The 22,198-nt window shown below is 47.1% G+C and carries 37 protein-coding genes and 1 pseudogene; 2 read left to right on the top strand and 36 right to left on the bottom strand.

Features of this window, described 5'->3' with window-relative positions; all coding sequences use genetic code 11:
- Positions 1 to 16 precede the first annotated feature (16 nt).
- The 35 genes and pseudogenes from F452_RS0102800 to F452_RS12610 form a co-directional block, all read right to left on the bottom strand.
- Positions 17 to 483: pseudogene (locus F452_RS0102800) on the bottom strand (transposase); the annotation flags it as partial.
- 258 nt (positions 484 to 741) lie between these two features.
- On the bottom strand, positions 742 to 1,221 hold the full coding sequence (gene rplQ, locus F452_RS0102795; RefSeq protein WP_018964729.1) for a 50S ribosomal protein L17: 480 nt from the start codon (positions 1,219 to 1,221) through the stop codon (positions 742 to 744).
- Positions 1,222 to 1,226: 5 nt separating this feature from the next.
- Positions 1,227 to 2,219 (bottom strand): DNA-directed RNA polymerase subunit alpha, encoded by a 993-nt coding sequence (locus F452_RS0102790; protein ID WP_018964728.1) that lies wholly within the window; start codon positions 2,217 to 2,219, stop codon positions 1,227 to 1,229.
- A gap of 12 nt (positions 2,220 to 2,231) precedes the next feature.
- Positions 2,232 to 2,837, bottom strand: coding sequence for a 30S ribosomal protein S4 (rpsD, locus tag F452_RS0102785; protein ID WP_004583573.1), 606 nt, complete (start codon positions 2,835 to 2,837; stop codon positions 2,232 to 2,234).
- Positions 2,838 to 2,996: 159 nt separating this feature from the next.
- Entirely contained in the window at positions 2,997 to 3,383 is a 387-nt protein-coding gene (gene rpsK / locus F452_RS0102780) for a 30S ribosomal protein S11 (RefSeq protein ID WP_018964727.1), read from the bottom strand.
- Between the two features lie 11 nt (positions 3,384 to 3,394).
- A complete protein-coding gene (gene rpsM / locus F452_RS0102775; RefSeq protein ID WP_004583575.1) occupies positions 3,395 to 3,775 on the bottom strand; it encodes a 30S ribosomal protein S13 in 381 nt (126 codons plus the stop codon).
- A gap of 32 nt (positions 3,776 to 3,807) precedes the next feature.
- Positions 3,808 to 3,924 (bottom strand): type B 50S ribosomal protein L36, encoded by a 117-nt coding sequence (ykgO, locus tag F452_RS11325; RefSeq protein WP_004583576.1) that lies wholly within the window; start codon positions 3,922 to 3,924, stop codon positions 3,808 to 3,810.
- A 16-nt stretch (positions 3,925 to 3,940) separates the two neighbouring features.
- Positions 3,941 to 4,159: a translation initiation factor IF-1 gene (infA, locus tag F452_RS0102765; RefSeq protein WP_004583577.1), complete on the bottom strand. Its 219-nt coding sequence runs from the start codon at positions 4,157 to 4,159 to the stop codon at positions 3,941 to 3,943.
- Positions 4,160 to 4,161: 2 nt separating this feature from the next.
- Entirely contained in the window at positions 4,162 to 4,947 is a 786-nt protein-coding gene (gene map, locus F452_RS0102760; protein ID WP_018964726.1) for a type I methionyl aminopeptidase, read from the bottom strand.
- Complete coding sequence (gene secY, locus F452_RS0102755) at positions 4,947 to 6,287, bottom strand: preprotein translocase subunit SecY (protein ID WP_005873886.1); 1,341 nt, start codon at positions 6,285 to 6,287, stop codon at positions 4,947 to 4,949. The genes map and secY overlap by 1 nt, the downstream gene beginning before the upstream one ends.
- 4 nt (positions 6,288 to 6,291) lie before the next feature.
- On the bottom strand, positions 6,292 to 6,738 hold the full coding sequence (gene rplO / locus F452_RS0102750) for a 50S ribosomal protein L15 (protein WP_026292135.1): 447 nt from the start codon (positions 6,736 to 6,738) through the stop codon (positions 6,292 to 6,294).
- A gap of 25 nt (positions 6,739 to 6,763) precedes the next feature.
- Positions 6,764 to 6,940, bottom strand: a complete 177-nt coding sequence (gene rpmD / locus F452_RS0102745; RefSeq protein ID WP_010956442.1) for a 50S ribosomal protein L30 — start codon at positions 6,938 to 6,940, stop codon at positions 6,764 to 6,766.
- 19 nt (positions 6,941 to 6,959) lie between these two features.
- Positions 6,960 to 7,478: a 30S ribosomal protein S5 gene (gene rpsE, locus F452_RS0102740; protein WP_004583581.1), complete on the bottom strand. Its 519-nt coding sequence runs from the start codon at positions 7,476 to 7,478 to the stop codon at positions 6,960 to 6,962.
- A gap of 5 nt (positions 7,479 to 7,483) precedes the next feature.
- The gene (gene rplR / locus F452_RS0102735; protein WP_018964724.1) at positions 7,484 to 7,828 is read right to left on the bottom strand and encodes a 50S ribosomal protein L18; all 345 of its coding nucleotides are present in this window, start codon (positions 7,826 to 7,828) and stop codon (positions 7,484 to 7,486) included.
- Between the two features lie 18 nt (positions 7,829 to 7,846).
- A complete protein-coding gene (gene rplF, locus F452_RS0102730; RefSeq protein WP_018964723.1) occupies positions 7,847 to 8,398 on the bottom strand; it encodes a 50S ribosomal protein L6 in 552 nt (183 codons plus the stop codon).
- Between the two features lie 18 nt (positions 8,399 to 8,416).
- Positions 8,417 to 8,812, bottom strand: a complete 396-nt coding sequence (gene rpsH / locus F452_RS0102725; RefSeq protein ID WP_010956444.1) for a 30S ribosomal protein S8 — start codon at positions 8,810 to 8,812, stop codon at positions 8,417 to 8,419.
- A 50-nt stretch (positions 8,813 to 8,862) separates the two neighbouring features.
- On the bottom strand, positions 8,863 to 9,132 hold the full coding sequence (rpsN, locus tag F452_RS0102720; protein WP_026292134.1) for a 30S ribosomal protein S14: 270 nt from the start codon (positions 9,130 to 9,132) through the stop codon (positions 8,863 to 8,865).
- 1 nt (position 9,133) lies between these two features.
- The gene (rplE, locus tag F452_RS0102715) at positions 9,134 to 9,694 is read right to left on the bottom strand and encodes a 50S ribosomal protein L5 (RefSeq protein WP_004583586.1); all 561 of its coding nucleotides are present in this window, start codon (positions 9,692 to 9,694) and stop codon (positions 9,134 to 9,136) included.
- Entirely contained in the window at positions 9,694 to 10,014 is a 321-nt protein-coding gene (gene rplX, locus F452_RS0102710; RefSeq protein WP_004583587.1) for a 50S ribosomal protein L24, read from the bottom strand. The genes rplE and rplX overlap by 1 nt, the downstream gene beginning before the upstream one ends.
- Before the next feature lie 22 nt (positions 10,015 to 10,036).
- Positions 10,037 to 10,402, bottom strand: coding sequence for a 50S ribosomal protein L14 (rplN, locus tag F452_RS0102705; RefSeq protein ID WP_004583588.1), 366 nt, complete (start codon positions 10,400 to 10,402; stop codon positions 10,037 to 10,039).
- A gap of 1 nt (position 10,403) precedes the next feature.
- The gene (rpsQ, locus tag F452_RS0102700; RefSeq protein ID WP_004583589.1) at positions 10,404 to 10,658 is read right to left on the bottom strand and encodes a 30S ribosomal protein S17; all 255 of its coding nucleotides are present in this window, start codon (positions 10,656 to 10,658) and stop codon (positions 10,404 to 10,406) included.
- Between the two features lie 13 nt (positions 10,659 to 10,671).
- Positions 10,672 to 10,866 (bottom strand): 50S ribosomal protein L29, encoded by a 195-nt coding sequence (gene rpmC / locus F452_RS0102695; RefSeq protein ID WP_018964720.1) that lies wholly within the window; start codon positions 10,864 to 10,866, stop codon positions 10,672 to 10,674.
- A gap of 5 nt (positions 10,867 to 10,871) precedes the next feature.
- Positions 10,872 to 11,306 (bottom strand): 50S ribosomal protein L16, encoded by a 435-nt coding sequence (gene rplP, locus F452_RS0102690; RefSeq protein ID WP_026292133.1) that lies wholly within the window; start codon positions 11,304 to 11,306, stop codon positions 10,872 to 10,874.
- A 20-nt stretch (positions 11,307 to 11,326) separates the two neighbouring features.
- Positions 11,327 to 12,067: a 30S ribosomal protein S3 gene (gene rpsC / locus F452_RS0102685; RefSeq protein WP_004583592.1), complete on the bottom strand. Its 741-nt coding sequence runs from the start codon at positions 12,065 to 12,067 to the stop codon at positions 11,327 to 11,329.
- Positions 12,068 to 12,073: 6 nt separating this feature from the next.
- Positions 12,074 to 12,478 (bottom strand): 50S ribosomal protein L22, encoded by a 405-nt coding sequence (gene rplV / locus F452_RS0102680; RefSeq protein ID WP_004583593.1) that lies wholly within the window; start codon positions 12,476 to 12,478, stop codon positions 12,074 to 12,076.
- Between the two features lie 54 nt (positions 12,479 to 12,532).
- On the bottom strand, positions 12,533 to 12,802 hold the full coding sequence (gene rpsS / locus F452_RS0102675; protein ID WP_010956447.1) for a 30S ribosomal protein S19: 270 nt from the start codon (positions 12,800 to 12,802) through the stop codon (positions 12,533 to 12,535).
- A gap of 22 nt (positions 12,803 to 12,824) precedes the next feature.
- A complete protein-coding gene (rplB, locus tag F452_RS0102670) occupies positions 12,825 to 13,649 on the bottom strand; it encodes a 50S ribosomal protein L2 (protein WP_010956448.1) in 825 nt (274 codons plus the stop codon).
- A gap of 6 nt (positions 13,650 to 13,655) precedes the next feature.
- Positions 13,656 to 13,949 (bottom strand): 50S ribosomal protein L23, encoded by a 294-nt coding sequence (gene rplW, locus F452_RS0102665; RefSeq protein WP_018964718.1) that lies wholly within the window; start codon positions 13,947 to 13,949, stop codon positions 13,656 to 13,658.
- Positions 13,950 to 13,963: 14 nt separating this feature from the next.
- Positions 13,964 to 14,593 carry a 50S ribosomal protein L4 gene (rplD, locus tag F452_RS0102660; RefSeq protein WP_018964717.1) on the bottom strand — a complete coding sequence of 210 codons (630 nt, stop codon included), beginning with the start codon at positions 14,591 to 14,593 and terminating at the stop codon, positions 13,964 to 13,966.
- Positions 14,593 to 15,210 (bottom strand): 50S ribosomal protein L3, encoded by a 618-nt coding sequence (gene rplC / locus F452_RS0102655; protein ID WP_026292132.1) that lies wholly within the window; start codon positions 15,208 to 15,210, stop codon positions 14,593 to 14,595. Before rplC ends, rplD begins: the two co-directional genes overlap by 1 nt.
- A 22-nt stretch (positions 15,211 to 15,232) precedes the next feature.
- The gene (gene rpsJ, locus F452_RS0102650) at positions 15,233 to 15,538 is read right to left on the bottom strand and encodes a 30S ribosomal protein S10 (RefSeq protein WP_004583599.1); all 306 of its coding nucleotides are present in this window, start codon (positions 15,536 to 15,538) and stop codon (positions 15,233 to 15,235) included.
- 16 nt (positions 15,539 to 15,554) lie between these two features.
- Entirely contained in the window at positions 15,555 to 17,678 is a 2,124-nt protein-coding gene (gene fusA, locus F452_RS0102645; RefSeq protein ID WP_018964715.1) for an elongation factor G, read from the bottom strand.
- A 12-nt stretch (positions 17,679 to 17,690) separates the two neighbouring features.
- Positions 17,691 to 18,167 carry a 30S ribosomal protein S7 gene (gene rpsG, locus F452_RS0102640; protein ID WP_018964714.1) on the bottom strand — a complete coding sequence of 159 codons (477 nt, stop codon included), beginning with the start codon at positions 18,165 to 18,167 and terminating at the stop codon, positions 17,691 to 17,693.
- A gap of 236 nt (positions 18,168 to 18,403) precedes the next feature.
- Entirely contained in the window at positions 18,404 to 18,808 is a 405-nt protein-coding gene (gene rpsL / locus F452_RS0102635; protein WP_004583602.1) for a 30S ribosomal protein S12, read from the bottom strand.
- A 418-nt stretch (positions 18,809 to 19,226) separates the two neighbouring features.
- Positions 19,227 to 19,319: a DUF1661 domain-containing protein gene (locus tag F452_RS12610; protein ID WP_160216970.1), complete on the bottom strand. Its 93-nt coding sequence runs from the start codon at positions 19,317 to 19,319 to the stop codon at positions 19,227 to 19,229.
- Here F452_RS12610 and F452_RS11320 point away from each other — a divergent pair.
- Positions 19,288 to 19,449: a DUF1661 domain-containing protein gene (locus F452_RS11320; protein ID WP_152567036.1), complete on the top strand. Its 162-nt coding sequence runs from the start codon at positions 19,288 to 19,290 to the stop codon at positions 19,447 to 19,449. The two genes, F452_RS12610 and F452_RS11320, sit on opposite strands and share 32 nt — an antisense overlap.
- On the opposite strand, the gene F452_RS0102625 is transcribed toward F452_RS11320, so the two are convergent.
- Positions 19,430 to 20,722 carry a DUF3667 domain-containing protein gene (locus tag F452_RS0102625; protein ID WP_018964711.1) on the bottom strand — a complete coding sequence of 431 codons (1,293 nt, stop codon included), beginning with the start codon at positions 20,720 to 20,722 and terminating at the stop codon, positions 19,430 to 19,432. The genes F452_RS11320 and F452_RS0102625 overlap by 20 nt on opposite strands.
- 202 nt (positions 20,723 to 20,924) lie before the next feature.
- Between F452_RS0102625 and F452_RS0102620 the strand changes: the two genes are divergently transcribed.
- A complete protein-coding gene (locus F452_RS0102620) occupies positions 20,925 to 22,184 on the top strand; it encodes a 3-phosphoshikimate 1-carboxyvinyltransferase (RefSeq protein ID WP_018964710.1) in 1,260 nt (419 codons plus the stop codon).
- Positions 22,185 to 22,198 lie beyond the last annotated feature (14 nt).

The following is a 22,198-nucleotide window of genomic DNA, read 5'->3' as shown; positions in this document are numbered from 1 at the left end:
CGACACTCTTGCGTCAGACAAAGGTGTATTTATTGGCTTTAGACTCGAGTTTTGTGCCGTCTATGTAAGACACATCCAAGCTCAAGAAGCCACGATCACTCAGAAGTAGAACCAGCTGTGTGAAGAGCTTGTTGATCTCTGTCTTCATCCGATTGCGAAAGCGATTGATCGTGGCGAAATCAGGCTTTTCGTATCCCGAGAGCCAAATGTAGTGGATATCCCGACGCAAGGCTTGCTCGATCTTGCGACAAGAATAGACATTGTTCATATAGGCATAGAGAAGTACCTTGAGCATCATGCGCGGATGGTAAGCACTGCGCCCACGAACGCGATAGAGACCTCGGATTGATTCTAAATTCAGCGAATCTACAATGCTGTTGACCAAGCGCACAGGGTCATTGGCATCAATATTTTGACCAAGTTCTGCAGGAAATAGCAGGATGGGGCGGATATGTAAGGATGAAAGTGTAACTTTTTACTCATTAAATAATTGATATTTGCTAAGTTACTCAAACTTAGTGAATGAATGAAGCCCTATCTTGTGAAAGTTGGGGTTTTGTTGTTGAATGAGGAATAAAAAAAGGAGGCTGAGCCAAAAATGAATTTTGACACAGCCCCTTTTTACTTTTATGGACAGATAAAAATACTTTACGGCTTCTTTTCGGACATAAAAAGAGAGCGAGCCAGAACATCTGTTCTAGCTCGCCCTCTATCAAAGGTATTTATATCCGAGGCAGCTACTTATTCTTCTGCTGCTTGAGGAGTTTCTACTGCAGGAGCTGCTTCCGTGGCATCTGCACTTTTACGCTTACGAGAACGGCGCGTTTTAGTAGCCTTTTTCGTTGCTTCGCCCAGCATGTTTTCATTGTAGTCAACGAGCTCAATAAAACACATGGCAGCGTTATCTCCCAGACGATAACCGGTCTTCAAGATACGAGTATACCCACCGGGACGATCTGCAATCTTGGCAGCAACATCTCCGAAGAGTTCCTTCAATGCATATTTATTCTGCAAGTAAGAGAACACAATTCGGCGAGAGTGCGTTGTGTCTTCCTTTGTTTTTGTCAGCAAAGGCTCCACATAGATACGCAAGGCCTTAGCCTTGGCTACCGTTGTAAAAATGCGCTTGTGCAGGATCAACGAAGCAGCCATATTGGATAGCATTGCTTTACGGTGAGCAGCCTTACGGCCCAAGTGATTGAATTTCTTATTATGTCTCATCGTTCTTAGTCTTTATCTAATTTATACTTACTGATATCCATCCCAAATGACAAATTCAGTGCAACCAGCAGTTGGTCAAGCTCTGTCAAAGACTTCTTTCCGAAGTTGCGAATCTTCATCAGATCGCCCCTCGACAGACTCACCAAATCGCCCAATGTATCTACCCCGGCTGCATTCAGACAATTGAGAGCACGAACAGACAAGTCGAGACCTGAAAGCTTGGACTTCAATAGCTGACGCATGTGCAGAGAATCTTCATCGAACTCATCAGTATCGGCTATATCCACATACTCTATCGCTATCTTATTCTCTGCAAAGAGAGAGAAGTGGGATATCAAGATTTGAGCGGCTTCACGAAGAGCATCTACAGGACGGATCGAGCCATCTGTGGTCACTTCCATCAGGAGCTTTTCGTAGTCAGTCTTCTGCTCTACGCGGAAATTCTCTACCGCATACTTGACATTCCGGATAGGCGTATAGATCGAGTCGATCGCTATCGTGGAAAGCTCATTATGCTCTGCGCGATTCTCCTCTGCCGATACATAGCCACGCCCCTTATTTATGGAAAACTCCATAGTAAGCGTAGCCGATCTATCGAGGTGACAAATGGCAAGATTCGAATTCAATACTTCAAAGTTTGAAAGCTGTGCATTCAAATCACCGGCACGGAACACCTCCGAATTAGAGATAACAATTGTAGCTTTCTCTACATCGGCATTAGGAACAATCTGCTTAAAACGAACCTGTTTGAGATTGAGGATAATATTAGTAACGTCCTCCAATACACCCGGAATAGTAGCAAATTCATGCTCTACACCTTCGATCTTGATTGCAGTAATCGCAAAACCTTCAAGCGAAGACAAGAGTATTCGACGAAGCGCATTGCCAATGGTAATGCCATAACCGGGCTCCAAAGGTTTGAACTCGAACTTGGCGATCGAGTCCGATGTCTCCATCATCAATACATTTTCGGGTTTCTGAAATGCTAATATTGCCATGGGATCTATGGATTATTTCGAATACAATTCAACGATCAGCTGTTCTTTAATATTTTCAGGGATGTCCGTACGATCCGGCATATGCAGCAGCTTGCCGGACAATGAAGACTGATCCCACTCCATCCAAGGATATTTGCTGTGATTGAAACCTGTCAAAGCATCAGCAATAACCTCTAAGGACTTAGAACGCTCACGAACGCCGATCACCTGACCGGGCTTAACAGAATAAGAAGGAATGTTGACAACACTGCCATCTACCGTAATGTGACGGTGGGAAACCAATTGGCGTGCAGCAGAGCGTGTCGGGGCAATCCCCAAACGGAATACCACATTATCCAAACGAGCTTCCAAGAACTGAATAAGCAACTCACCCGTTACACCCTTTGCACGCTGTGCACGATGGAACAAATGACGGAATTGCTTCTCCAATACACCATAAGTATATTTCGCTTTTTGCTTTTCACGAAGCTGGAGGCCATACTCGCTCGTCTTGCGACGACGGTTATTGCCATGCTGACCTGGAGGATAATTCTTCTTGGAAAGAACTTTATCTGCACCAAAGATAGGATCGCCAAACTTACGCGCGATCTTGGATTTAGGGCCTGTATATCTTGCCATTATTATTTGTTTTGTGTCAGATGCTTTTCTATGAACAGAATACTTCCGGTACAGCCGCGATTGCTATGTGAGAGATTGATAGTTTATAGGCAATCCATACACCGAAAGAATTCGGATTCCACAAAATAAAACATCCGAAATGTTAGAAGATATTCTCTCTTAAACTCTTCTCTTTTTAGGAGGACGACAACCGTTATGAGGCATAGGCGTTACATCAATAATCTCCATAACCTCGATTCCCGCTCCATGAATTGTTCTAATAGCCGATTCACGACCATTACCCGGACCCTTAACGTAAACCGTTACCTTGCGCAAGCCCATATCATATGCCACTTTGGCACAATCCTGAGCTGCCATTTGGGCTGCATAGGGAGTATTCTTCTTTGAAGAACGGAATCCCATCTTACCAGCTGAAGACCAGCTGATAACCTGACCTTCGTTGTTCGCTAAGGAAATAATAATGTTGTTAAAGGAAGAATGGATATGGGCCTGCCCAACTGCTTCTACCCTCACAACTTTCTTTTTTGCGACTGCTTTCTTTGCCATATCAATCTTTATTATTTAGTAGCTTTCTTCTTATTAGCAACAGTCTTCTTCTTACCCTTACGTGTACGGGCATTGTTCTTTGTGCTCTGACCACGCAGGGGTAGGCCGATACGATGGCGAATACCACGATAGCAGCCAATATCCATGAGGCGCTTGATATTCAACTGCACCTCTGAACGCAAATCTCCCTCTACTTTATATCCGGCACCGATAACATCACGAATGGCCGCAGCTTGGTCATCCGACCAATCTTTAACCTTGATATCACGGTCCACTCCGGCTTTATCCAAAATGGTAATAGCACTACTGCGACCAATACCATAGATATAAGTCAAAGCGATAAAACCTCTTTTGTTTTGTGGCAAGTCAACGCCAACTATTCTTATTGCCATATTATGCTTGTCTTTTGTAGCTAATTAAACAATTATCCCTGACGCTGCTTGTATTTGGGATTCTTCTTATTGATTACATATAAGCGTCCTTTTCTCCTGACAATCTTGCATTCGGGAGTACGCTTCTTTACTGATGCTCTTACTTTCATTATCTTGGGTTTTAATTTATTTGTACCTAAAAGAAATACGCCCCTTTGTCAAATCATAAGGAGACATCTCGACTTTGACTTTATCCCCCGGCAGAATCTTGATATAATGCATCCTCATCTTTCCGGAGATATGAGCCGTAATGACATGACCATTCTGTAGTTCAACCTTGAACATAGCATTCGAAAGTGCTTCCAATATCACTCCGTCTTGCTCTATCGCTGTCTGCTTAGACATATCTAAAATTCTTTATCACCTAAAACGTCTTGAATAAAATCGAAAGAGGAGAGGATCTGTGCCCTCCCTCCCTGGATTGCAATACAATGCTCGAAGTGGGCTGATGGTTTGCGATCTTTTGTACGTATAGTCCAACCATCCTTTTCAGTAACTACATTCTTACTTCCAAGATTGATCATGGGCTCAATACAGATACACATCCCGTTTTTCAACAAAGGGCCGGTACCTGGCCGACCATAGTTCGGCACCTCAGGTGATTCATGCATCTCCCGACCTATTCCATGCCCGACCAATTCGCGAACAACAGAGTATCCACGGCTTTCGCAGTACTTCTGTACTACACTGCCAATATCTCCTACTCGATGGCCTTCTATGGCAACAGCAATCCCTTCGTACAACGACTCCTTCGTCGTTTTCAATAGTTGGAATACTTCCGGGGCAACTTCTCCTACAGCAAACGTATAGGCAGAATCTCCCGTAAATCCATGCAGGAAAGTACCGCAGTCGACTGATACGATATCGCCTTCTTCAAGGATAGCTTTAGCAGAAGGGATACCATGAACCACATTCTCATTGACCGATACGCAAATACTATTAGGGAAACCTCCATAACCAAGGAAAGCCGGCTCAGCCCCATGGTCACGAATAAATTCCTCTGCGACCTTATCAAGCATCAAGGTTGAAATACCCGGCCGAATATTTTTTGCAACTTCGGCCAGAGTCTTTCCAACCAACTGATTTGCTTCGCGCATCAACGCGATTTCTTCATCCGTCTTTAGGTAAATCATCAATACGCGGAAACAGATCCAACTCTACCTTTGATACGTCCACTCTTCAACAAGCCATCATAATGTCTCATCAAGAGATGGCTCTCGATCTGCTGCAAGGTATCCAAAACAACTCCCACCAAAATCAGTAGAGAAGTTCCTCCGAAGAACTGTGCAAAAGCCGAACTAACACCGAACATCTCCGCAAAAGCAGGCAGGATGGCAACTATCGCCAAAAACAATGCTCCAGGAAGGGTTATTCTGTCCATTATCGCGTCAATATAATCTTTTGTTTGTTTTCCGGGCTTAATACCGGGAATAAAGCCGTTGTTCCTCTTCAGGTCATCGGCCATCTGCTTAGGATTGATCGTAATCGCCGTATAGAAATACGTAAAGAGAATGATCAAAATAGCAAATACAAGATTATACCAAACACTTGTGTTGTTAGACATAGCACTCAGGAATCCCGAAGACTGATCAACATTGGCGAATCCCAAAATAGAGATCGGAATGAACATCAGTGCCTGAGCAAAGATGATAGGCATCACATTGGCAGCATTTACTTTCAAGGGGATATACTGACGTGCTCCCCCATACTGCTTGTTGCCGACAACTCGCTTCGCATATTGCACAGGCACCTTTCTCGTTCCTTGTACCAACAGGATTGCACCTGCTATGACAAAAAGAAGAAATACAATCTCTGCAAGGAAAGCGACCAAACCACCAACAGCACTCGTTGTACGAGAAGTAAACTCAGCCACAAAAGCATGAGGCAAACGAGCGATAATACCAATGAGAATGATCAACGAAATACCATTACCGATACCCTTGTCTGTAATACGCTCTCCTAACCACAGGACAAACATACTACCACCGGTAAGAATAGCAACTGCAACTATCTGGAACCAAAGGCCACCGGGCATCGATGCTCCTACAGACTGCATCTGTACTCGCAAGTTCACCAAATAGGTAAGAGACTGTAAAATCAAAATAGCAACTGTCAGATAACGAGTCCACTGATTGATCTTCATGCGCCCACTCTCACCTTCTCGCTGCAATTTTTGCATTGCAGGTACAGCAATCGCTGCCAATTGCATAACAATCGAAGCAGAGATATAAGGCATAATGCCCAAGGCAAAAATAGATGCATGTGAGAAAGCTCCCCCAGAAAACATATCCAAGAGAGCCATCAGTCCTCCAGCCGTCTGGTCTTTGAGTGCTGACAACGATGCGGGGTCAATACCGGGGATCACTACAAATGAACCCAAGCGATAAACGACGACGAACAATATGGTCGTGAGAATGCGTTGACGCAAATCCTCAATCTTCCATATATTCTTGATTGTTTCTACCGCACGCATAAGCTTATAGTTTTACAACAGATCCTCCTGCTTTTACAATAGCTTCTTCTGCTGTCTTGGAGAAAGCATGAGCTTCTACTGTCAAAGCCGTAGTCACTGTACCATTGGCCAATATCTTAACTAAAGAGTTTCGAGAAACAAACCCTGCAGCAATCAAGTCTTCTACCGAAATCTTCGTTAGAGAGTTAGCCTCGGACAAAGCCTGAAGCACAGACAGATTGATTGGCTTGTATTCTACTCGATTTATATTCTTGAAGCCAAACTTAGGCAAACGGCGCTGAATAGGCATTTGACCTCCTTCAAAACCGATCTTCTTAGAATAGCCAGAACGTGATTTCGCTCCTTTATGTCCTCTTGTAGAGGTTCCTCCCAGGCCTGAACCCGGACCACGACCAATTCTCTTGCGAGACTTGACCGCCCCCTCTGCAGGCTTTAAACTAGACAAATTCATCTGTTCTTCTTGTTTTTAGCGTTAATCATTCAACGATCAAAACCAGGTGTCTCACCTTATTAACCATACCCAATATACTGGGAGTAGCTTCATGCTCGACAATTTGATTCAATTTTCTCAATCCAAGGGCATCTAAAGTTCTCTTCTGATCCTTAGGACACCTAATTCTACTACGAACTTGTTGTATCTTAATTTTAGCCATCACTAATCTTCCTCCTCAATTAACCTTTGAAAACTTTTTCAACAGAGATACCGCGATTCTGAGCAACCATCAAAGGGCTACGCATCTCTGCGAGGGCTTGAATCGTTGCTTTTACAAGATTGTGAGGATTAGAAGAGCCTTTGCTTTTTGCAAGGACATCAGTAACGCCAACGCTATCCAAGACAGCACGCATGGCACCCCCAGCCTTTACTCCGGTACCAGTGGTCGCGGGCTTCAAAAACACGCTGGCTCCACCATAAGAAGCAGCTTGTTCGTGAGGGATTGTACCATTATGCACCGGAACCCGGATTAAATTCTTTTTAGCAGCCTCAACCCCTTTTGCTATAGCGGCAGGGACTTCACCGGCTTTTCCAAGGCCCCAGCCGATAACACCGTCTTCATTACCTACGACAACAATAGCAGCAAAAGTAAAGGTGCGCCCACCTTTTGTAACCTTGGTCACACGATTGATTGCAACCAAGCGATCCTTCAATTCCAGATCGTTTGTCGATTTTACTCGATTATATACAATAGCCATATCGATTAAAATTTGAGGCCGCCTTTACGGGCTGCATCAGCCAATTCCTTAATACGGCCATGGAAAAGATAGCCGTTACGATCAAACACTACAGTGGATATACCTGCCTCAGTGGCTGCTTTCGCTATTTCGTCACCAACCTTGGCCGCAATTTCCTTTTTAGATCCTGTCATCTCTAATTTCAAAGATGATGCAGAAGCAAGAGTTCTACCGGCAATATCATCAACCAATTGCGCATATATCTGCTTATTGCTGCGGAAAACAGTCAAGCGTGGTCTTTCCTTTGTTCCGCTAATCTTGCCGCGTACACGAGCCTTTATTTTTTGTCTTCTTTGTTCTTTCGTTACCATGATAATACTTAGTTACGATTATTTTCCAGCAGATTTACCAGACTTCCTGCGAATTTGCTCACCGACAAACTTGACACCCTTACCCTTGTAAGGTTCAGGTTTTCTGAACGATCGGATCTTCATACACACTTGACCGAGAAGCTGCTTGTCAGCACTTTCGAGGATAATCAAAGGGTTTTTGTTTCTCTCGCTCTTGGTTTCAACTGTCACCTCTTTAGGCAGCTGCATGAAAATGCTATGCGTAAAGCCCAAGGAAAGCTCAAGGAGCTGCCCTTGATTAGAAGCCCTGTAGCCTACCCCAACGAGTTCGAGTTCACGCTTAAAACCGGCAGAAACACCCTGCACCATATTATTAATCAAGGAACGATAGAGACCATGCAAAGAGCGTTCAATACGGTCATCGGTCTTACGCTCTAAATGGATCACACCATCTTCTATCACAACAGCGATTCGAGGATCTACATATTGTGACAACTCGCCCTTAGGACCTTTTACAGTTACGATTTCTTCCTTATGAGATACCGTCACACCAGCGGGTATGCTGATGGGCAACTTACCAATTCTTGACATAATTCTGTACCTCCTTTATCAATAAACGTAACACAATACTTCTCCCCCAACTTTCAACTCACGAGCTTCTTTATCAGTCATCACTCCTCGTGGGGTAGAAACAATAGCAATACCAAGGCCATTCAATACGCGGGGCATATCACGATAGCCCACATACTTTCGAAGACCGGGACGAGACACACGCTTCAACTTCTTGATGGCATTTACTTTATGTGCCAAATCATACTTTAAGGCAACTTTTATTATGCCTTGAGAGTCATTCTCCTCAAACTTATAGTTCAGGATATACCCTTTGTCGAAAAGGATCTTTGTGATCTCTTTCTTAATATTTGACGCCGGCACACTTACCACACGATGGCCAGCCATAATTGCATTACGCAACCGCGTCAAATAATCTGCAATAGGATCTGTCATTTTGAATTACAATTAAATTGATCCGGAAAGCCGGACAATATTTAAAACTCTTACCAACTCGCTTTTTTTACGCCGGGGATAAGACCGGCAGAAGCCATTTCACGAAATTGAATACGGGAAATACCAAATTGGCGCATATAGCCCTTCGGACGCCCAGTCATCGAGCAACGATTGTGCAAACGAACAGGAGAAGCATTCTTAGGGAGCAACTGCAAGGTTTCATAATTTCCTTCAGCCTTGAGTGCCGCTCTCTTTGCAGCATATTTCGCCACAAGCTTGGCACGCTTCACCTCGCGGGCTTTCATTGATTCTTTAGCCATATCAATTTTGTTTTTTAGCGTTCTTGAACGGTAAACCAAATTCTTTCAGAAGGGCATAACCTTCTTCATCGGATTGCGCCGAAGTCACAAAGGTAATATTCATTCCGAGAATCTTCGTAATCGCATCGATATTTATCTCGGGGAAAATGATTTGTTCATTGATTCCCAACGTATAGTTACCTCTTCCATCGAGCTTGCTTTCGATACCCTTAAAGTCGCGGATTCGAGGCAAAGCGATGCGCACCAGACGCTCCAAGAACTCATACATTTGCTCGCGACGCAGAGTAACCATGACACCGATTGGCATCTTCTTTCTCAACTTAAAGTTCGAGATGTCTTTCTTTGATACTGTCGGCACAGCTTTCTGTCCGGTAATAGCCGTCAATTCGCTTACTGCAACATCGATAATCTTCTTGTCACCAGTAGCCATACCAAGACCTTGGTTGATCACGATTTTCTTCAACACAGGGACTTGCATCACGCTCGTATAACCGAATTGTTTCATCAGGGCAGGAACGATTCTTTCCTGATAGTCTTTCTTCAGATTGGCAGTGGCACTCATTATTTAATCTCCTCTCCTGATTTTTTAGCGTAACGAACTAATTTGCCATTCTCATTGAGACGACGGCCAATGCGAGTTGCCTTTCCTGTTTTGGGATCAACAACATTCAGGTTGGAAATATGTATAGGAGCTTCCTTTGATATGATTCCACCCTGAGGATTCTTGGCACTAGGTTTAGCATGCTTTTTGATCATATTCAGCCCTTCGACGATCGCACGCTGTTCCTTTACTAATACCTCCAAAACGCGACCAGAGTGGCCCTTGTCTTCACCACTGATCACCATGACGGTATCACCTTTCTTTATATGTAATTTACTCATTTCTGCTTGCTTAATTATAAAGTTATAATACTTCGGGAGCGAGAGAAACAATTTTCATATTTGTTCCACGCAGTTCGCGTGCGACCGGTCCGAAGATACGGCTGCCACGAATATCACCGGCTGCATTCAGCAAGACACAAGCATTGTCGTCAAAACGAATGTACGATCCATCGGGGCGACGAACCTCTTTCTTCGTTCGTACGATTACTGCTTTGGAGACAGCACCTTTCTTGATGTCGCTTGAAGGGATAACACTCTTGACCGAAACCACGATGATATCACCCACAGAGGCATAACGTCTGCGCGTGCCGCCCAAAACACGAATACAGAGAGCTTCTTTTGCTCCGCTATTGTCAGCGACAACGAGTCTTGATTCTTGTTGTATCATCTTATTTTGCCCTTTCGATTATTTCAGTTAGTCTCCATCTCTTTGTACGACTCAGAGGACGCGTTTCCATGATACGTACCGTATCGCCGATACCGCATTCATTCTTCTCGTCATGTGCGTGGTATTTTTTTGTCTTATTGACAAACTTACCATATATAGGATGCTTCTCTTTCCACTTCACAGCAACCGTGATAGTCTTATCCATTTTGTTGCTTGAGACAACACCCACACGTTCTTTTCTAAGATTTCTTTCCATGTGTGCACTCTATTTATTTATTGAGTTCGCGTTGGCGCAGCACTGTCTTCATCTGCGCAATCATACGACGTTGATGCTTTAGTCTAGCAGGACTATCCAAAGGCGAAACCGCATGGTTGATTCGCATTTGGTCATAAGCAGCCACTTCGGCATCCAATCGCTCCTGGAGCTCTTTCGTTGCAAGCTCTTTAATTTCGGCAATCTTCATGACAATTACGCATTTTGATTTTGGATATCATAGTCGTGACGGACCACGAACTTAGTCGTTACGGGGAGCTTCTGAGCAGCCAAACGAAGAGCTTCCTTAGCTATTTCGTAAGACACACCTTCCACTTCGAAAATGATTCGACCGGGAGTAATAGGAGCGACGAAACCTTCCGGAGCACCCTTACCCTTACCCATACGAACACCTTCTCCCTTCTTGGTAATAGGTTTGTCAGGGAAAATACGAACCCACACTTGTCCTTGACGCTGCATATAGCGAGTCACTGCAATACGAGCGGCCTCAATCTGACGACCGGTTATCCACTTGCTCTGCAAAGACTTGATTCCAAAAGAACCGAAAGACAACTGGTTGCCTCTCTGGGCAAAACCCTTCATGCGACCTTTCTGCTGTCTTCTAAACTTTGTTTTTTTTGGTTGTAACATTTTGTCTGTCTTTCTAAATGTTAGCGATTACCTTTTCTTCTACGGTTGCGATCACCGCCACGGTTGTTGCCGCCTTGTGCATTGGGACGACGGCTTTGGTTTTTGGCCACTGCAAAATTGGGAGCGAGGTCGCGTTTCTCGTAAACCTCCCCTTTGCAAATCCAAACCTTAATTCCGAGCAAGCCGACCTTAGTCAGAGCCTCTGCCAAAGCATAGTCAATGTCTGCACGGAGGGTATGCAGAGGGGTACGCCCTTCCTTGAACATTTCAGAACGTGCCATTTCCGCACCGTTCAGACGGCCGGATACTTGAATCTTGATGCCTTCTGCACCCATACGCATAGCCGACGCAATAGCCATCTTTACGGCACGACGATAAGCGATCTTTCCTTCCAGCTGGCGAGCGATATTCTCAGCCACAATAGCAGCATCCAACTCAGGCTTCCGGATCTCATAGATATTGATCTGGACATCCTTTTTCGTGATGCGCTTCAACTCTTCTTTCAGCTTATCGACTTCCTGACCAGCCTTGCCGATGATCATACCCGGGCGAGCGGTACAGATGGTAATGGTTACCAACTTCAATGCACGTTCAATAACGATACGCGATACACTGGCTTTGGCAAGGCGAGCGTTCAGATACTGACGAATACGACTATCTTCCAATAGCGTCTCACCATATTTACGACCACCATACCAATTGGAATCCCATCCACGGATGATTCCCAAACGATTACTTACCGGATTTATTTTCTGTCCCATCCTTCGTTAGTTATTATCGTTATTAAGCGTATCTACATAAATGGTCACGTGATTCGAGCGTTTACGAATCCGATAGCCACGACCCTGTGGTGCAGGGCGAAGGCGTTTGAGCGTAGAAGCACCGTCTACACAAATACGAGACACGAACAACTCACCCTCTTCGGCTTTACGCTCGTTCTTCTCTTCCCAGTTTGCCACTGCAGAACGCAGCAGCTTCTCTACACGTGCCGAAGCTTCTTTGTTAGAGAACTTCAGCACACCCAAGGCGCGATTCACTTCCATACCACGGATCATATCGGCCACCAATCTCATCTTGCGGGGAGAAGTAGGCACGTTACGAAGCTTGGCAAAGTACATCTGCTTGAGGGCTTCCTTTCTTGCTTCGGCTGAATTATGTTTTCTTGCACCCATTGTTCTTAATACTTTTAATTGTTCAGATTCCTGAAGTGTTTGTATTCAACCGAATTACTTCTTCTTGTTGCCGGCATGACCACGGAAAGTACGTGTAGGAGAAAACTCTCCTAACTTATGACCCACCATGTTTTCGGTAACAAAAACAGGAATAAACTTATTTCCGTTATGCACTGCAATGGTATGTCCCACGAAGTCGGGAGAAATCATTGAGGCACGAGCCCACGTCTTAATGACAGCTTTCTTGCCGCTCTCGTTCATCGCCAAGACCTTCTTTTCCAGCTTGAGATTAATATATGGACCTTTCTTAAGTGAACGACTCATAATTTTCTTTGATTAAATCAGATTACTTTTTCCTTCTCTCAATGATGTACTTAGAAGAATGCTTCTTCGGAGCTCTTGTCTTCAAGCCCTTAGCATACAAGCCCTTGCGTGAACGGGGATGACCTCCTGACTGGCGACCTTCACCACCACCCATGGGGTGATCCACAGGGTTCATCACCACGCCTCGGTTGTGAGGTCTGCGACCCAACCAGCGAGAACGACCGGCCTTTCCTGATTTTTCCAGAGCATGGTCTGAGTTGCCCACGCTACCGATCGTAGCCTTACAAGTAGACAAAATACGACGAACTTCGCCTGAAGGCATCTTGATCACCACATAGGTTCCTTCGCGAGAAGTCAGCTGCGCAAATGATCCGGCAGAGCGAACCATCTTGGCACCCTGACCCGGGCGAAGCTCGATGTTGTGAATAATCGTACCGACGGGTATATTCGCCAGAGGAAGAGCGTTGCCGACTTCGGGAGCAGCTTCGCTTCCTGACATCACTGTATGGCCGACTTCCAAGCCGTCCGGAGCGATGATATAAGCCTTTGCTCCGTCCGCATAGTAAAGCAGTGCGATACGAGACGAACGATTAGGATCGTACTCGATGGTCTTTACTGTAGCAGGAATGCCATCTTTCGTTCTCTTGAAGTCGATGAAACGATACTTTTGCTTGTGACCACCACCGATGTAACGCATTGTCATCTTACCGGTATTGTTACGGCCACCCGTTTTCTTCTTACCAACTACAAGAGACTTTTCTGGTGTGCTTGCAGTGATCTTATCAAACGCACCAATAACCTTGTGTCTTTGCCCCGGGGTTGTGGGCTTGAGTTTACGTATTCCCATTTTTTCTTAGATATTGCTGAAGAAGTCGATCGTATCTCCTTTCTTAAGCGTCACAATCGCCTTTTTGAAAGAAGCCTCTTTGCCGCGAATCAGTCCACTCTTGGTATAGCGGTTTTTGCGCTTACCGTCATATCTCATCGTGTTCACGTCTTCGACTTTCACATTATACATAGCCTCTACAGCCTTCTTAATCTCTATTTTATTCGCGTTAGGAGAAACGCGGAAGCCATAACGCTCCGACATCTTTTCCGTAACAGCGGTCATCTTTTCCGAAATAATCGGCTTAATGATGATTCCCATATACCAAATCCTCCTTATGCTTTAAATAGTTCATTAACAACGGCAACAGAACGCTCTGTCAGCACGAGATTCTTGGAAGCCAACACTGCGTAAGTATTGATCAGATTGGCAAGAATCAAATTCGTATTCGGCAGGTTGCGAGCAGACAAGTGCACATTCTTATTCATCTCGGGAAGGACGTAGAGCACTTTCTTTTCGTCCACCTTCAATGCAGCAGAAATAGCCTTGAAAGCCTTTGTCTTGGGAGCATCGAAGTTGAAGTCCTCCACTACGATGATCTCATTATTCTTCGCTTTGTAGCTCAGAGCCGAACGACGAGCCAAAGCCTTCAGCTTCTTGTTCAGCTTGAAGCTGTAGTTACGAGGACGCGGACCGAAAACACGAGCACCACCACTGAGGAGGGGTGAGTTGATATCACCACGACGTGCTCCACCGCTACCCTTCTGACGGATCAGCTTGCGCGTACTACCGGAAAGTTCGCTACGTTCTTTGGCCTTGTGCGTACCTTGGCGCTGGTTGGCCATGTACTGCTTTACATCCAAGTAGATAGCATGGTCGTTAGGCTCTATCGCAAAGATCGAGTCGTCCAGAACGACTTTCTTACCCGTATCTTCTCCTTTGATATTATATACGCTCAGTTCCATTACTTTTCAATTAACAAGATTGAACCTTTAGCACCGGGCACGCTACCTTTCACAAGGAGCAGATTGTGCTCGGGCATCACCTTAATAACTTCCAGATTCTGCACAGTCACGCGCTCGTTACCCATCTGACCGGCCATACGCGTTCCTTTGAACACTTTGGCAGGATATGAACAAGCACCTACAGAACCGGGAGCACGCAAACGATTGTGCTGACCATGTGTAGCCTGACCCACGCCGCCGAAGCCGTGGCGTTTTACTACACCTTGGAAACCTTTACCTTTAGAAGTTCCCACTACATCGACAAAGCCGGCATCGCTGAACAGCTCTACGTTCAGCACGTCGCCGAGCTTGTGCTCGCCTTCGAAATTCTTGAACTCGGCCAAGTGTCTCTTGGGGGTTACATTGGCTTTTTTGAAATGGCCGGCCAGAGGTTTTGTCGTGTGCTTTTCTTTTGCATCCACAAAACCAAGCTGCAATGCGCTATAGCCGTCTTTCTCCAAAGTCTTTACTTGCGTAACCACACAAGGACCAACTTCGATAACAGTGCATGGCAGATTCTTGCCCTCGGCACTGAATACGGATGTCATTCCGATTTTCTTTCCTAATAAACCTGGCATTTCAGTTTGTATTAAACGTTTCTCAAACTTTGATTTCCACTTCCACACCGCTGGGGAGTTCCAATTTCATCAGAGCATCCACAGTCTTGGCAGTAGAATTGTAAATATCAATCAATCTCTTGTAGGAAGAGAGTTCGAACTGCTCACGGCTCTTCTTGTTTACGAACGTAGAGCGGTTCACTGTGAAAATCCGCTTGTGTGTGGGCAGGGGTATAGGACCGCTAACCATCGCACCGGCTGCTTTCACCGTCTTTACGATCTTCTCTGCAGACTTGTCCACCAGCATATAATCGTAAGACTTCAGCTTAATTCTAATCTTTTGGCTCATATCTATGTTGTTGCTTTTATTTGATCAAATCAACGCGACCCTGAGCTTCGGTAAGCACCTGCTTAGCGATGGTAGAGGGCACTTCTGAATAGTGAGAGAAGGTCATTGTACTCGTAGCACGACCGCTCGTTATCGTACGGAGAGCCGTCACATAGCCGAACATCTCAGCCAGAGGCACCTTAGCCTTTACGATACGCGCACCGGTACGGCTGCTTTCCATACCTTCCACCTGACCGCGACGCTTGTTCAAGTCGCCGATCACATCACCCATACTCTCTTCGGGAGTTACCACTTCCAGTTTCATGATAGGCTCCATCAGAGTAGGACGAGCTTTCTCACAAGCATTCTTGAATGCCTGGAGGGCACAGATTTCAAACGAGAGCTGGTCGGAGTCCACCGGGTGGAAAGAACCGTCGATTACAGTTACCTTCAGCTGATCAAGGGGATAACCGGCCAATACACCATTCTTCATGGCGCGCTGGAAACCCTTCTGAACAGAAGGAATGAATTCCTTGGGGATATTACCGCCCTTCACCTCATCCACGAACTGCAGCTCGCCTTCGAAGTCAGCATCGGCAGGCTCCACACGACAGATAATGTCGGCGAACTTACCGCGACCACCGGTCTGCTTCTTGTACACTTCGCGAAGCTCCACAGGATCGTTGATAGCCTCTTTGTAAGAAACCTGAGGACGTCCCTGGTTGCATTCCACCTTGAACTCACGACGCAGACGATCGATGATAATATCGAGGTGAAGCTCACCCATACCACTGATAACCGTCTGTCCGGACTCTTCATTGGTCTGAACGCGGAACGTGGGGTCCTCTTCGGCCAACTTGGCCAAGCCTACGCCCAAACGATCGAGGTCCTTCTGCGTCTTCGGTTCTACGGCGATACCGATCACAGGATCGGGGAAGTCCATAGATTCGAGAACGATAGGATGATTCTCATCACAGAGCGTATCGCCCGTACGAATATCCTTGAAGCCTACACCGGCACCGATGTCACCGCAACCGATCACATCTTTCGGATTTTGCTTGTTCGAGTGCATCTGGAAGAGGCGAGAGATACGCTCCTTCTTGCCAGAACGCGTGTTGTAAACGTATGAGCCGGCGGGCAATTCACCGGAATATACGCGGAAGAAGCAAAGACGACCTACGTACGGGTCGGTAGCGATCTTAAAAGCCAAAGCACAGAGAGGCTCGCTCGGAGATGTCTTGCGCTCTATCACCTTGTTCGGGTCCGAAGGATCCGTACCTTCCACTGTGGGCGTATCCACCGGGCTGGGGAGGAACTTACATACGGCATCGAGCAATGTCTGCACGCCCTTGTTCTTGAATGAAGAACCGCAGAGCATAGGGTTGATCTGCATGGCGAGTGTACCCTTGCGAAGAGCTGCCAGGATTTCGTCCTCCGTAATGGTAGAAGGATCATCGAAATACTTTTCCATCAGCGTATCATCGCAGTCGGCCAATGTCTCGAGCATCTTGTCGCGCCACTCTTCGGCCTCAGCCACAAGTTCGGCGGGGATGTTCTCTACATCGTACTTGGAGCCCATGGTCTCATCGTTCCATACGAGAGCCTTCATAGTCACCAAGTCCACAACTCCCTTGAATGTCTCCTCTGCTCCGATAGGAATCTGAATGGGGCAAGGATTGGCACCCAACACTTCGCGAAGCTGACGTACCACTTCAAAGAAGTTAGCACCCGAACGGTCCATCTTGTTCACATAGCCGATACGGGGTACATTATACTTCTCAGCCTGACGCCATACCGTTTCGCTCTGAGGCTCTACACCACCTACGGCACAGAAAGCAGCTACGGCTCCGTCCAAAATACGGAGAGAACGCTCCACTTCCACCGTGAAGTCCACGTGCCCCGGAGTGTCGATCAGGTTGATCTTGTACTTTTGATTGTTGTAGTTCCAGAACGCAGTCGTAGCAGCAGAAGTGATTGTGATCCCCCTCTCCTGTTCCTGCTCCATCCAGTCCATGGTAGCTGCGCCATCGTGCACCTCGCCGATCTTGTGGGTCAGACCCGTATAGAACAGGATACGCTCGGATGTAGTAGTCTTTCCGGCATCGATGTGAGCCATGATGCCGATATTTCTTGTAAACTGTAATTCCTTATCAATTGCCATTGGGGTCTTCCTTTAGAATCTGAAGTGGGCGAATGCGCGGTTAGCCTCGGCCATGCGGTGCATATCTTCCTTACGTTTGAAAGCTGCGCCTTGGTTGTTAAATGCGTCTACTATCTCAGCAGCCAATTTATCGGCCATAGTCTTTCCACCACGCTTACGGGCATAAAGGATAAGATTCTTCATAGAGATCGACTCCTTGCGCTCGGGACGGATTTCCGTCGGCACCTGAAAGGTAGCACCACCGATACGGCGACTCTTTACTTCTACCTGAGGAGTGATATTATCGAGGGCCGCCTTCCAAATCTCGAGGGCAGACTTCTCTTCGTTTGAGAGCTTCGTCTTCACGATGTCCAAAGCACCGTAGAAGATACTGAAAGCTGTGCTCTTCTTTCCATCATACATTAGGTGATTAACGAACTTAGTCACCTTCACATCACCATAGACGGGATCCGGCAGGATCTGTCTTTTTTTAGGTTTTGCTTTTCTCATTGTCTCAAAAAATTTCGTTTTTGTCGATTGGTTGCCGTTTCATTTTTGTCTTCAACGCTCCCGCCGGAGCATTTACTCAACCCTGTTTAAGCCTATCCAATTGAACTCAAAACCGGTTCTTAAATAATTTGTTGGTTGCGCCCTTGATCGTAGCGCGATTGTAGATTGGGGAAGTGATTCGTCCTTATCGGTCTGCGGCCTCGCTCATCGAAGCCGACGAGTCCGCTTAGCGGCTCTTACTTCTTACCTTTAGCGGCAGGAGCCTGTCCGGGCTTCGGACGCTTGGCACCGTATTTGGAGCGACGCTGCGTACGGCCATTCACGCCTGCTGTATCGAGCGTACCACGTACGATGTGATAGCGCACACCGGGCAAGTCCTTCACACGACCTCCACGAACCAGCACGATGCTGTGCTCTTGCAAGTTGTGACCCTCTCCCGGGATGTAGGCATTGACTTCCTTAGAGTTCGTCAGGCGCACACGTGCCACCTTACGCATAGCCGAATTCGGCTTCTTGGGCGTAGTCGTATAAACGCGCACACAAACACCACGACGCTGCGGGCACGAATTCAATGCCGGCGATTTGCTCTTATCCGCGAAAGATTCACGACCCTTTCTAACCAACTGTTGAATTGTAGGCATTTCTTCTTTCTTTAAAACTATGATTATAATTATCTCTTTCCTAATCTATTACACTGCCAACTATACGAGCAGTGGCGCAAAGGTACATATATTTTCCCAATCCGCAACAGTCCCCACAGCTTTTTTTCACGGCAACGCTCTAATACTCAATAGCATCAACCGACATCCATAGGCCGAACGGTTCTTCCCAAGCGAGAGATCCGAAAAGGCGGATGCGCATCGAAAGGGGAATGTCAGCACCGAAAAGAAAGAGAATACAAAAACAGCCCGAAAAAGAGAAATACAGCGCGCAGCCACAGAAAAGGAACGCACCGCATATAATATTAATGTACGCACGCGCGAGAGATACCGAAGGTAGCACGATTCAGACCAAAGAGAGAAACCGGAACGGAAAAAGGACAGCTGCCCTGCAAAGCGTTTACGCACCATAATTTTCTATCTCCATGCTCCGAAAAACGTGGCGCGTAAAATTTTTCGCTGTGGCTCGGGAAGTAAAAAATTCTCGCGCCACAGCGAAAAAAATCTCGCGCCGCTTTTCCCGAAAAGACGCGCCGCAATCGGAGCAATTACGGTTCGAGAAAATCCGATCGGAATATATCCGCCCAAGAGTGAGTGGGGCTTCTATGCAGCTCTACCGATAGCCTCGATCGCCATAATAACGACCGCGATCAGGGAAGCCGTCAGAGCCAAGAAGAGCAAGCAATAGAGCATAACGAGAAGTGTACGCCAGAAGCTCCGCCACCAAGAGCAGAGGAATAGCTGCTTGTAGTCCCACCAAAACAAAAGGAATAGGAGCAATGCAGGCAGCCCGTATAGCGACCCCATCCGGGCATCGCCGTAGAAAGGCAGGGCGAGAACGTTCAGCAATAACAGCTGGCAGGCTATGTATGCCTGAGTGATAATGTGCTCGGTCAGGTTATATGCCGCCGCCCCTTTGTGGCCGAACGCGACTTTGGTACAAACGGCAAGGATGGGGAGAATAGTGATAATCCTGACGGCTTTGTTGCTTTGGAACCATTCCACCAGCAGACTCCATATTCTTGAAAAGAAAGGGAGGGAGTTCAACTTATTTTTCTGCTCGGTGACGAACTTCATTTGCTTGTAAAAAAAGGCTCTTCTCCCCGTGTATCGCTCGGCGATCATTTCTCTGCTATCACTGCCGACTGCCTCATTCTCCTTTTGCAAGGAGGATATTTCTCTTTGATCCATCCGATACTCTTGACGTGTAAGCTCCTCGCCAGCCGACTTTTTCTGCGAGGGATCAGGTCCGATCAGTTGTGCAAAGATGATGTACAGAGAGGCCAGCACGAAAAGGGTCTGAAAGGGACGGAAGTAGACAACCCTCTTGCCACCGATAAAGTCCCGTATCAAATAACCCGGGCGGTAGAGTAGTTCCACGATGGTACGTCCGAAACCGTTGTCGATATTGGTGAAGCCGCCTATCACGTTTCGGACCATCTGCCGGAAGTGATAGCGTCCGGTGCGAGAGGTTTGTCCGCAGCGATTGCAGAAATTGCCCGTATATCCGTCTCCGCAGTTTTGGCATGTATGTACGCAGGGGTCTGCCGGTGGAGTGGCTCTGCCACGTATCAGCCTCAACTCTAATGCGCGGATTCGTATCCGAAGGGGAAAGAGCAGCGATTGCAGCCGCCGGTCGATCTTTCTTGGCAGTAGTCTGCGCTTCCGCAGGATTGCCCAAAAGACCAGCCCGGCAATGGCAGACATCCCCCATTGCCCCGAGGTAGCCAAATCTTCTATTGCCAACCATAGGAGCAATGCAAGCATGAGGATCTGCAATGGGTTGGCCATCTTTCTATCCGACGAATGCCCATGCTCCCCGTTTTTCTGTTTCTTCGAAGCACTATCGTGCGAACCTTCCGTTTCTTTCTTCGTTTTGCTGTTCGTTTGCATCATCCGAATTTCACTTACTTGTGTACAAATATAGTTATGACAAATGGAGGGCGTAGCCCACTCGGTTCGGTTGCTTACCGGCAGGTTGCCCCACGAGTGCGATTGATAAGAGCGAAAGGCTTTTTGCTAACTTTGCTGCTACGAATAGTACGTTAGTACGACAGTGAATGCACAGCTTTTCTCTGCGGACTAATGCTTTCATGCAATGAAAAAACTTCACTGTACGTTTAATCCCAAAGGCCGGACCACTGATGTCAGTCTTCGGCTGCCACTCTCCAAGAGCGAATGGATCCGGCTGTTGCTGCTCCATGCCATGTCGGGAGAGGTGCTGCCTCCTTTGGGAGGAGATGCTCCCTCCGATGTACAGACGGTGCACCGGATTTTGACTTCGGATATATCCGATGAGGTGAACGTAAGGGATGCGGGTACTGCTATGCGCTTTCTGACAGCCTACATGGCGCGCTTTGTCTCCCGGCCTGTACGGTTGTATGGTACGGAGCGGATGTGTGCACGTCCGATCCGTCCTTTGGTGGAGGCTCTTCGCTCTTTGGGCGCGGATGTCACCTACGAAGGAGTAGAGGGTTTCCCTCCTCTGCTGATACGGCCGGCTGCTATGTGCGGAGGCACTGTCTGTGTAGATGCAGGTGTCAGCTCGCAGTTCGTCAGTGCTCTCTTGCTGATCGCTCCTACGCTCAGTGGGGGGCTGTCGATCAAGCTGGAGAACAGGGAGGTATCGGCTCCCTACACCGGTATGACTTGCCGTCTCCTCACGGCTTTCGGCATAGAAGTCGAGCGCAGCGAAGACAGCATAACGGTTGGGGAACGGCCTTTCACTGCTCCGATGGAATGGTATCCGTCGGCCGATTGGTCTGCTGCCGGCTATATATATAATATGGTAGCGGTGGGAGAGCTTTCCGGTAGAGTAAGCCTTCCGGACTTGCTTCCGCCGGACGAGAGTATGCAGGCTGATAGTCGCGCAGCAGCTCTGTTCGGACGGCTGGGTGTCGTCACAGAGAAGACCGATAGCGGCATAGTCCTCAGTTATTCGCCGGTGAGGTGTACTGATGATTTCGGTACGGAAGATGTCCGAGATTGTCCCGACCTGGTGCCGACTTTAGCTGTATGTTGTTTGCTGAAGGAGGTACCGTTCTGTCTGGAGGGTGTAGGACATTTGAGGCTGAAAGAATGCGACCGCTTGGCGGCTATCTGTGCTGAAGCACGCAAGCTGGGCTACGTTGTTCGATCGGATGAGGATGCTCTCCTTTGGGATGGAGAGCGGTGTATGCCGGAAGAGCTGCCTGTCATCAGGGTCTACGACGATCACCGTATGGCCATGGCCTTTGCGGCGGCTGCCGCGTTGTCGGAGCAGGGTGTGATCATAGAGGATGCCGGCGTAGTCGGCAAAAGTTTTCCCGGATTCTTTAGCGTGAGCCGCCTTTTGGGATTCGACGGAGAGGAAATATAAGTAAGAAGCGGATA

This window comes from Porphyromonas gulae DSM 15663, assembly GCF_000378065.1.
GTDB lineage: Bacteria > Bacteroidota > Bacteroidia > Bacteroidales > Porphyromonadaceae > Porphyromonas > Porphyromonas gulae.
This window is presented reverse-complemented; position numbering and strand designations above follow the sequence as displayed.

Coding starts and splice junctions, on each gene's coding strand:
- rplQ (WP_018964729.1), bottom strand. CDS start 1,221: ATGAGACATAATAAGAAATTCAATCACTTGGGCCGTAAGGCTGCTCAC.
- F452_RS0102790 (WP_018964728.1), bottom strand. CDS start 2,219: ATGGCAATATTAGCATTTCAGAAACCCGAAAATGTATTGATGATGGAG.
- rpsD (WP_004583573.1), bottom strand. CDS start 2,837: ATGGCAAGATATACAGGCCCTAAATCCAAGATCGCGCGTAAGTTTGGC.
- rpsK (WP_018964727.1), bottom strand. CDS start 3,383: ATGGCAAAGAAAGCAGTCGCAAAAAAGAAAGTTGTGAGGGTAGAAGCA.
- rpsM (WP_004583575.1), bottom strand. CDS start 3,775: ATGGCAATAAGAATAGTTGGCGTTGACTTGCCACAAAACAAAAGAGGT.
- ykgO (WP_004583576.1), bottom strand. CDS start 3,924: ATGAAAGTAAGAGCATCAGTAAAGAAGCGTACTCCCGAATGCAAGATT.
- infA (WP_004583577.1), bottom strand. CDS start 4,159: ATGTCTAAGCAGACAGCGATAGAGCAAGACGGAGTGATATTGGAAGCA.
- map (WP_018964726.1), bottom strand. CDS start 4,947: ATGATTTACCTAAAGACGGATGAAGAAATCGCGTTGATGCGCGAAGCA.
- secY (WP_005873886.1), bottom strand. CDS start 6,287: ATGCGTGCGGTAGAAACAATCAAGAATATATGGAAGATTGAGGATTTG.
- rplO (WP_026292135.1), bottom strand. CDS start 6,738: ATGAATTTGTCTAGTTTAAAGCCTGCAGAGGGGGCGGTCAAGTCTCGC.
- rpmD (WP_010956442.1), bottom strand. CDS start 6,940: ATGGCTAAAATTAAGATACAACAAGTTCGTAGTAGAATTAGGTGTCCT.
- rpsE (WP_004583581.1), bottom strand. CDS start 7,478: ATGGCTATTGTATATAATCGAGTAAAATCGACAAACGATCTGGAATTG.
- rplR (WP_018964724.1), bottom strand. CDS start 7,828: ATGGTAACGAAAGAACAAAGAAGACAAAAAATAAAGGCTCGTGTACGC.
- rplF (WP_018964723.1), bottom strand. CDS start 8,398: ATGTCAAGAATTGGTAAGTTGCCCATCAGCATACCCGCTGGTGTGACG.
- rpsH (WP_010956444.1), bottom strand. CDS start 8,812: ATGACAGATCCTATTGCAGATTATTTGACGCGGTTGCGTAATGCAATT.
- rpsN (WP_026292134.1), bottom strand. CDS start 9,132: ATGGCTAAAGAATCAATGAAAGCCCGCGAGGTGAAGCGTGCCAAGCTT.
- rplE (WP_004583586.1), bottom strand. CDS start 9,694: ATGAGTGCCACTGCCAATCTGAAGAAAGACTATCAGGAAAGAATCGTT.
- rplX (WP_004583587.1), bottom strand. CDS start 10,014: ATGAGTAAATTACATATAAAGAAAGGTGATACCGTCATGGTGATCAGT.
- rplN (WP_004583588.1), bottom strand. CDS start 10,402: ATGATACAACAAGAATCAAGACTCGTTGTCGCTGACAATAGCGGAGCA.
- rpsQ (WP_004583589.1), bottom strand. CDS start 10,658: ATGGAAAGAAATCTTAGAAAAGAACGTGTGGGTGTTGTCTCAAGCAAC.
- rpmC (WP_018964720.1), bottom strand. CDS start 10,866: ATGAAGATTGCCGAAATTAAAGAGCTTGCAACGAAAGAGCTCCAGGAG.
- rplP (WP_026292133.1), bottom strand. CDS start 11,306: ATGTTACAACCAAAAAAAACAAAGTTTAGAAGACAGCAGAAAGGTCGC.
- rpsC (WP_004583592.1), bottom strand. CDS start 12,067: ATGGGACAGAAAATAAATCCGGTAAGTAATCGTTTGGGAATCATCCGT.
- rplV (WP_004583593.1), bottom strand. CDS start 12,478: ATGGGTGCAAGAAAACATAATTCAGCCGAAGCAAGAAAGGAAGCCCTC.
- rpsS (WP_010956447.1), bottom strand. CDS start 12,802: ATGAGTCGTTCACTTAAGAAAGGTCCATATATTAATCTCAAGCTGGAA.
- rplB (WP_010956448.1), bottom strand. CDS start 13,649: ATGGGAATACGTAAACTCAAGCCCACAACCCCGGGGCAAAGACACAAG.
- rplW (WP_018964718.1), bottom strand. CDS start 13,949: ATGGGAATCATCATTAAGCCGATTATTTCGGAAAAGATGACCGCTGTT.
- rplD (WP_018964717.1), bottom strand. CDS start 14,593: ATGGAACTGAGCGTATATAATATCAAAGGAGAAGATACGGGTAAGAAA.
- rplC (WP_026292132.1), bottom strand. CDS start 15,210: ATGCCAGGTTTATTAGGAAAGAAAATCGGAATGACATCCGTATTCAGT.
- rpsJ (WP_004583599.1), bottom strand. CDS start 15,538: ATGAGCCAAAAGATTAGAATTAAGCTGAAGTCTTACGATTATATGCTG.
- fusA (WP_018964715.1), bottom strand. CDS start 17,678: ATGGCAATTGATAAGGAATTACAGTTTACAAGAAATATCGGCATCATG.
- rpsG (WP_018964714.1), bottom strand. CDS start 18,167: ATGAGAAAAGCAAAACCTAAAAAAAGACAGATCCTGCCGGATCCCGTC.
- rpsL (WP_004583602.1), bottom strand. CDS start 18,808: ATGCCTACAATTCAACAGTTGGTTAGAAAGGGTCGTGAATCTTTCGCG.
- F452_RS0102625 (WP_018964711.1), bottom strand. CDS start 20,722: ATGATGCAAACGAACAGCAAAACGAAGAAAGAAACGGAAGGTTCGCAC.
- F452_RS0102620 (WP_018964710.1), top strand. CDS start 20,925: ATGAAAAAACTTCACTGTACGTTTAATCCCAAAGGCCGGACCACTGAT.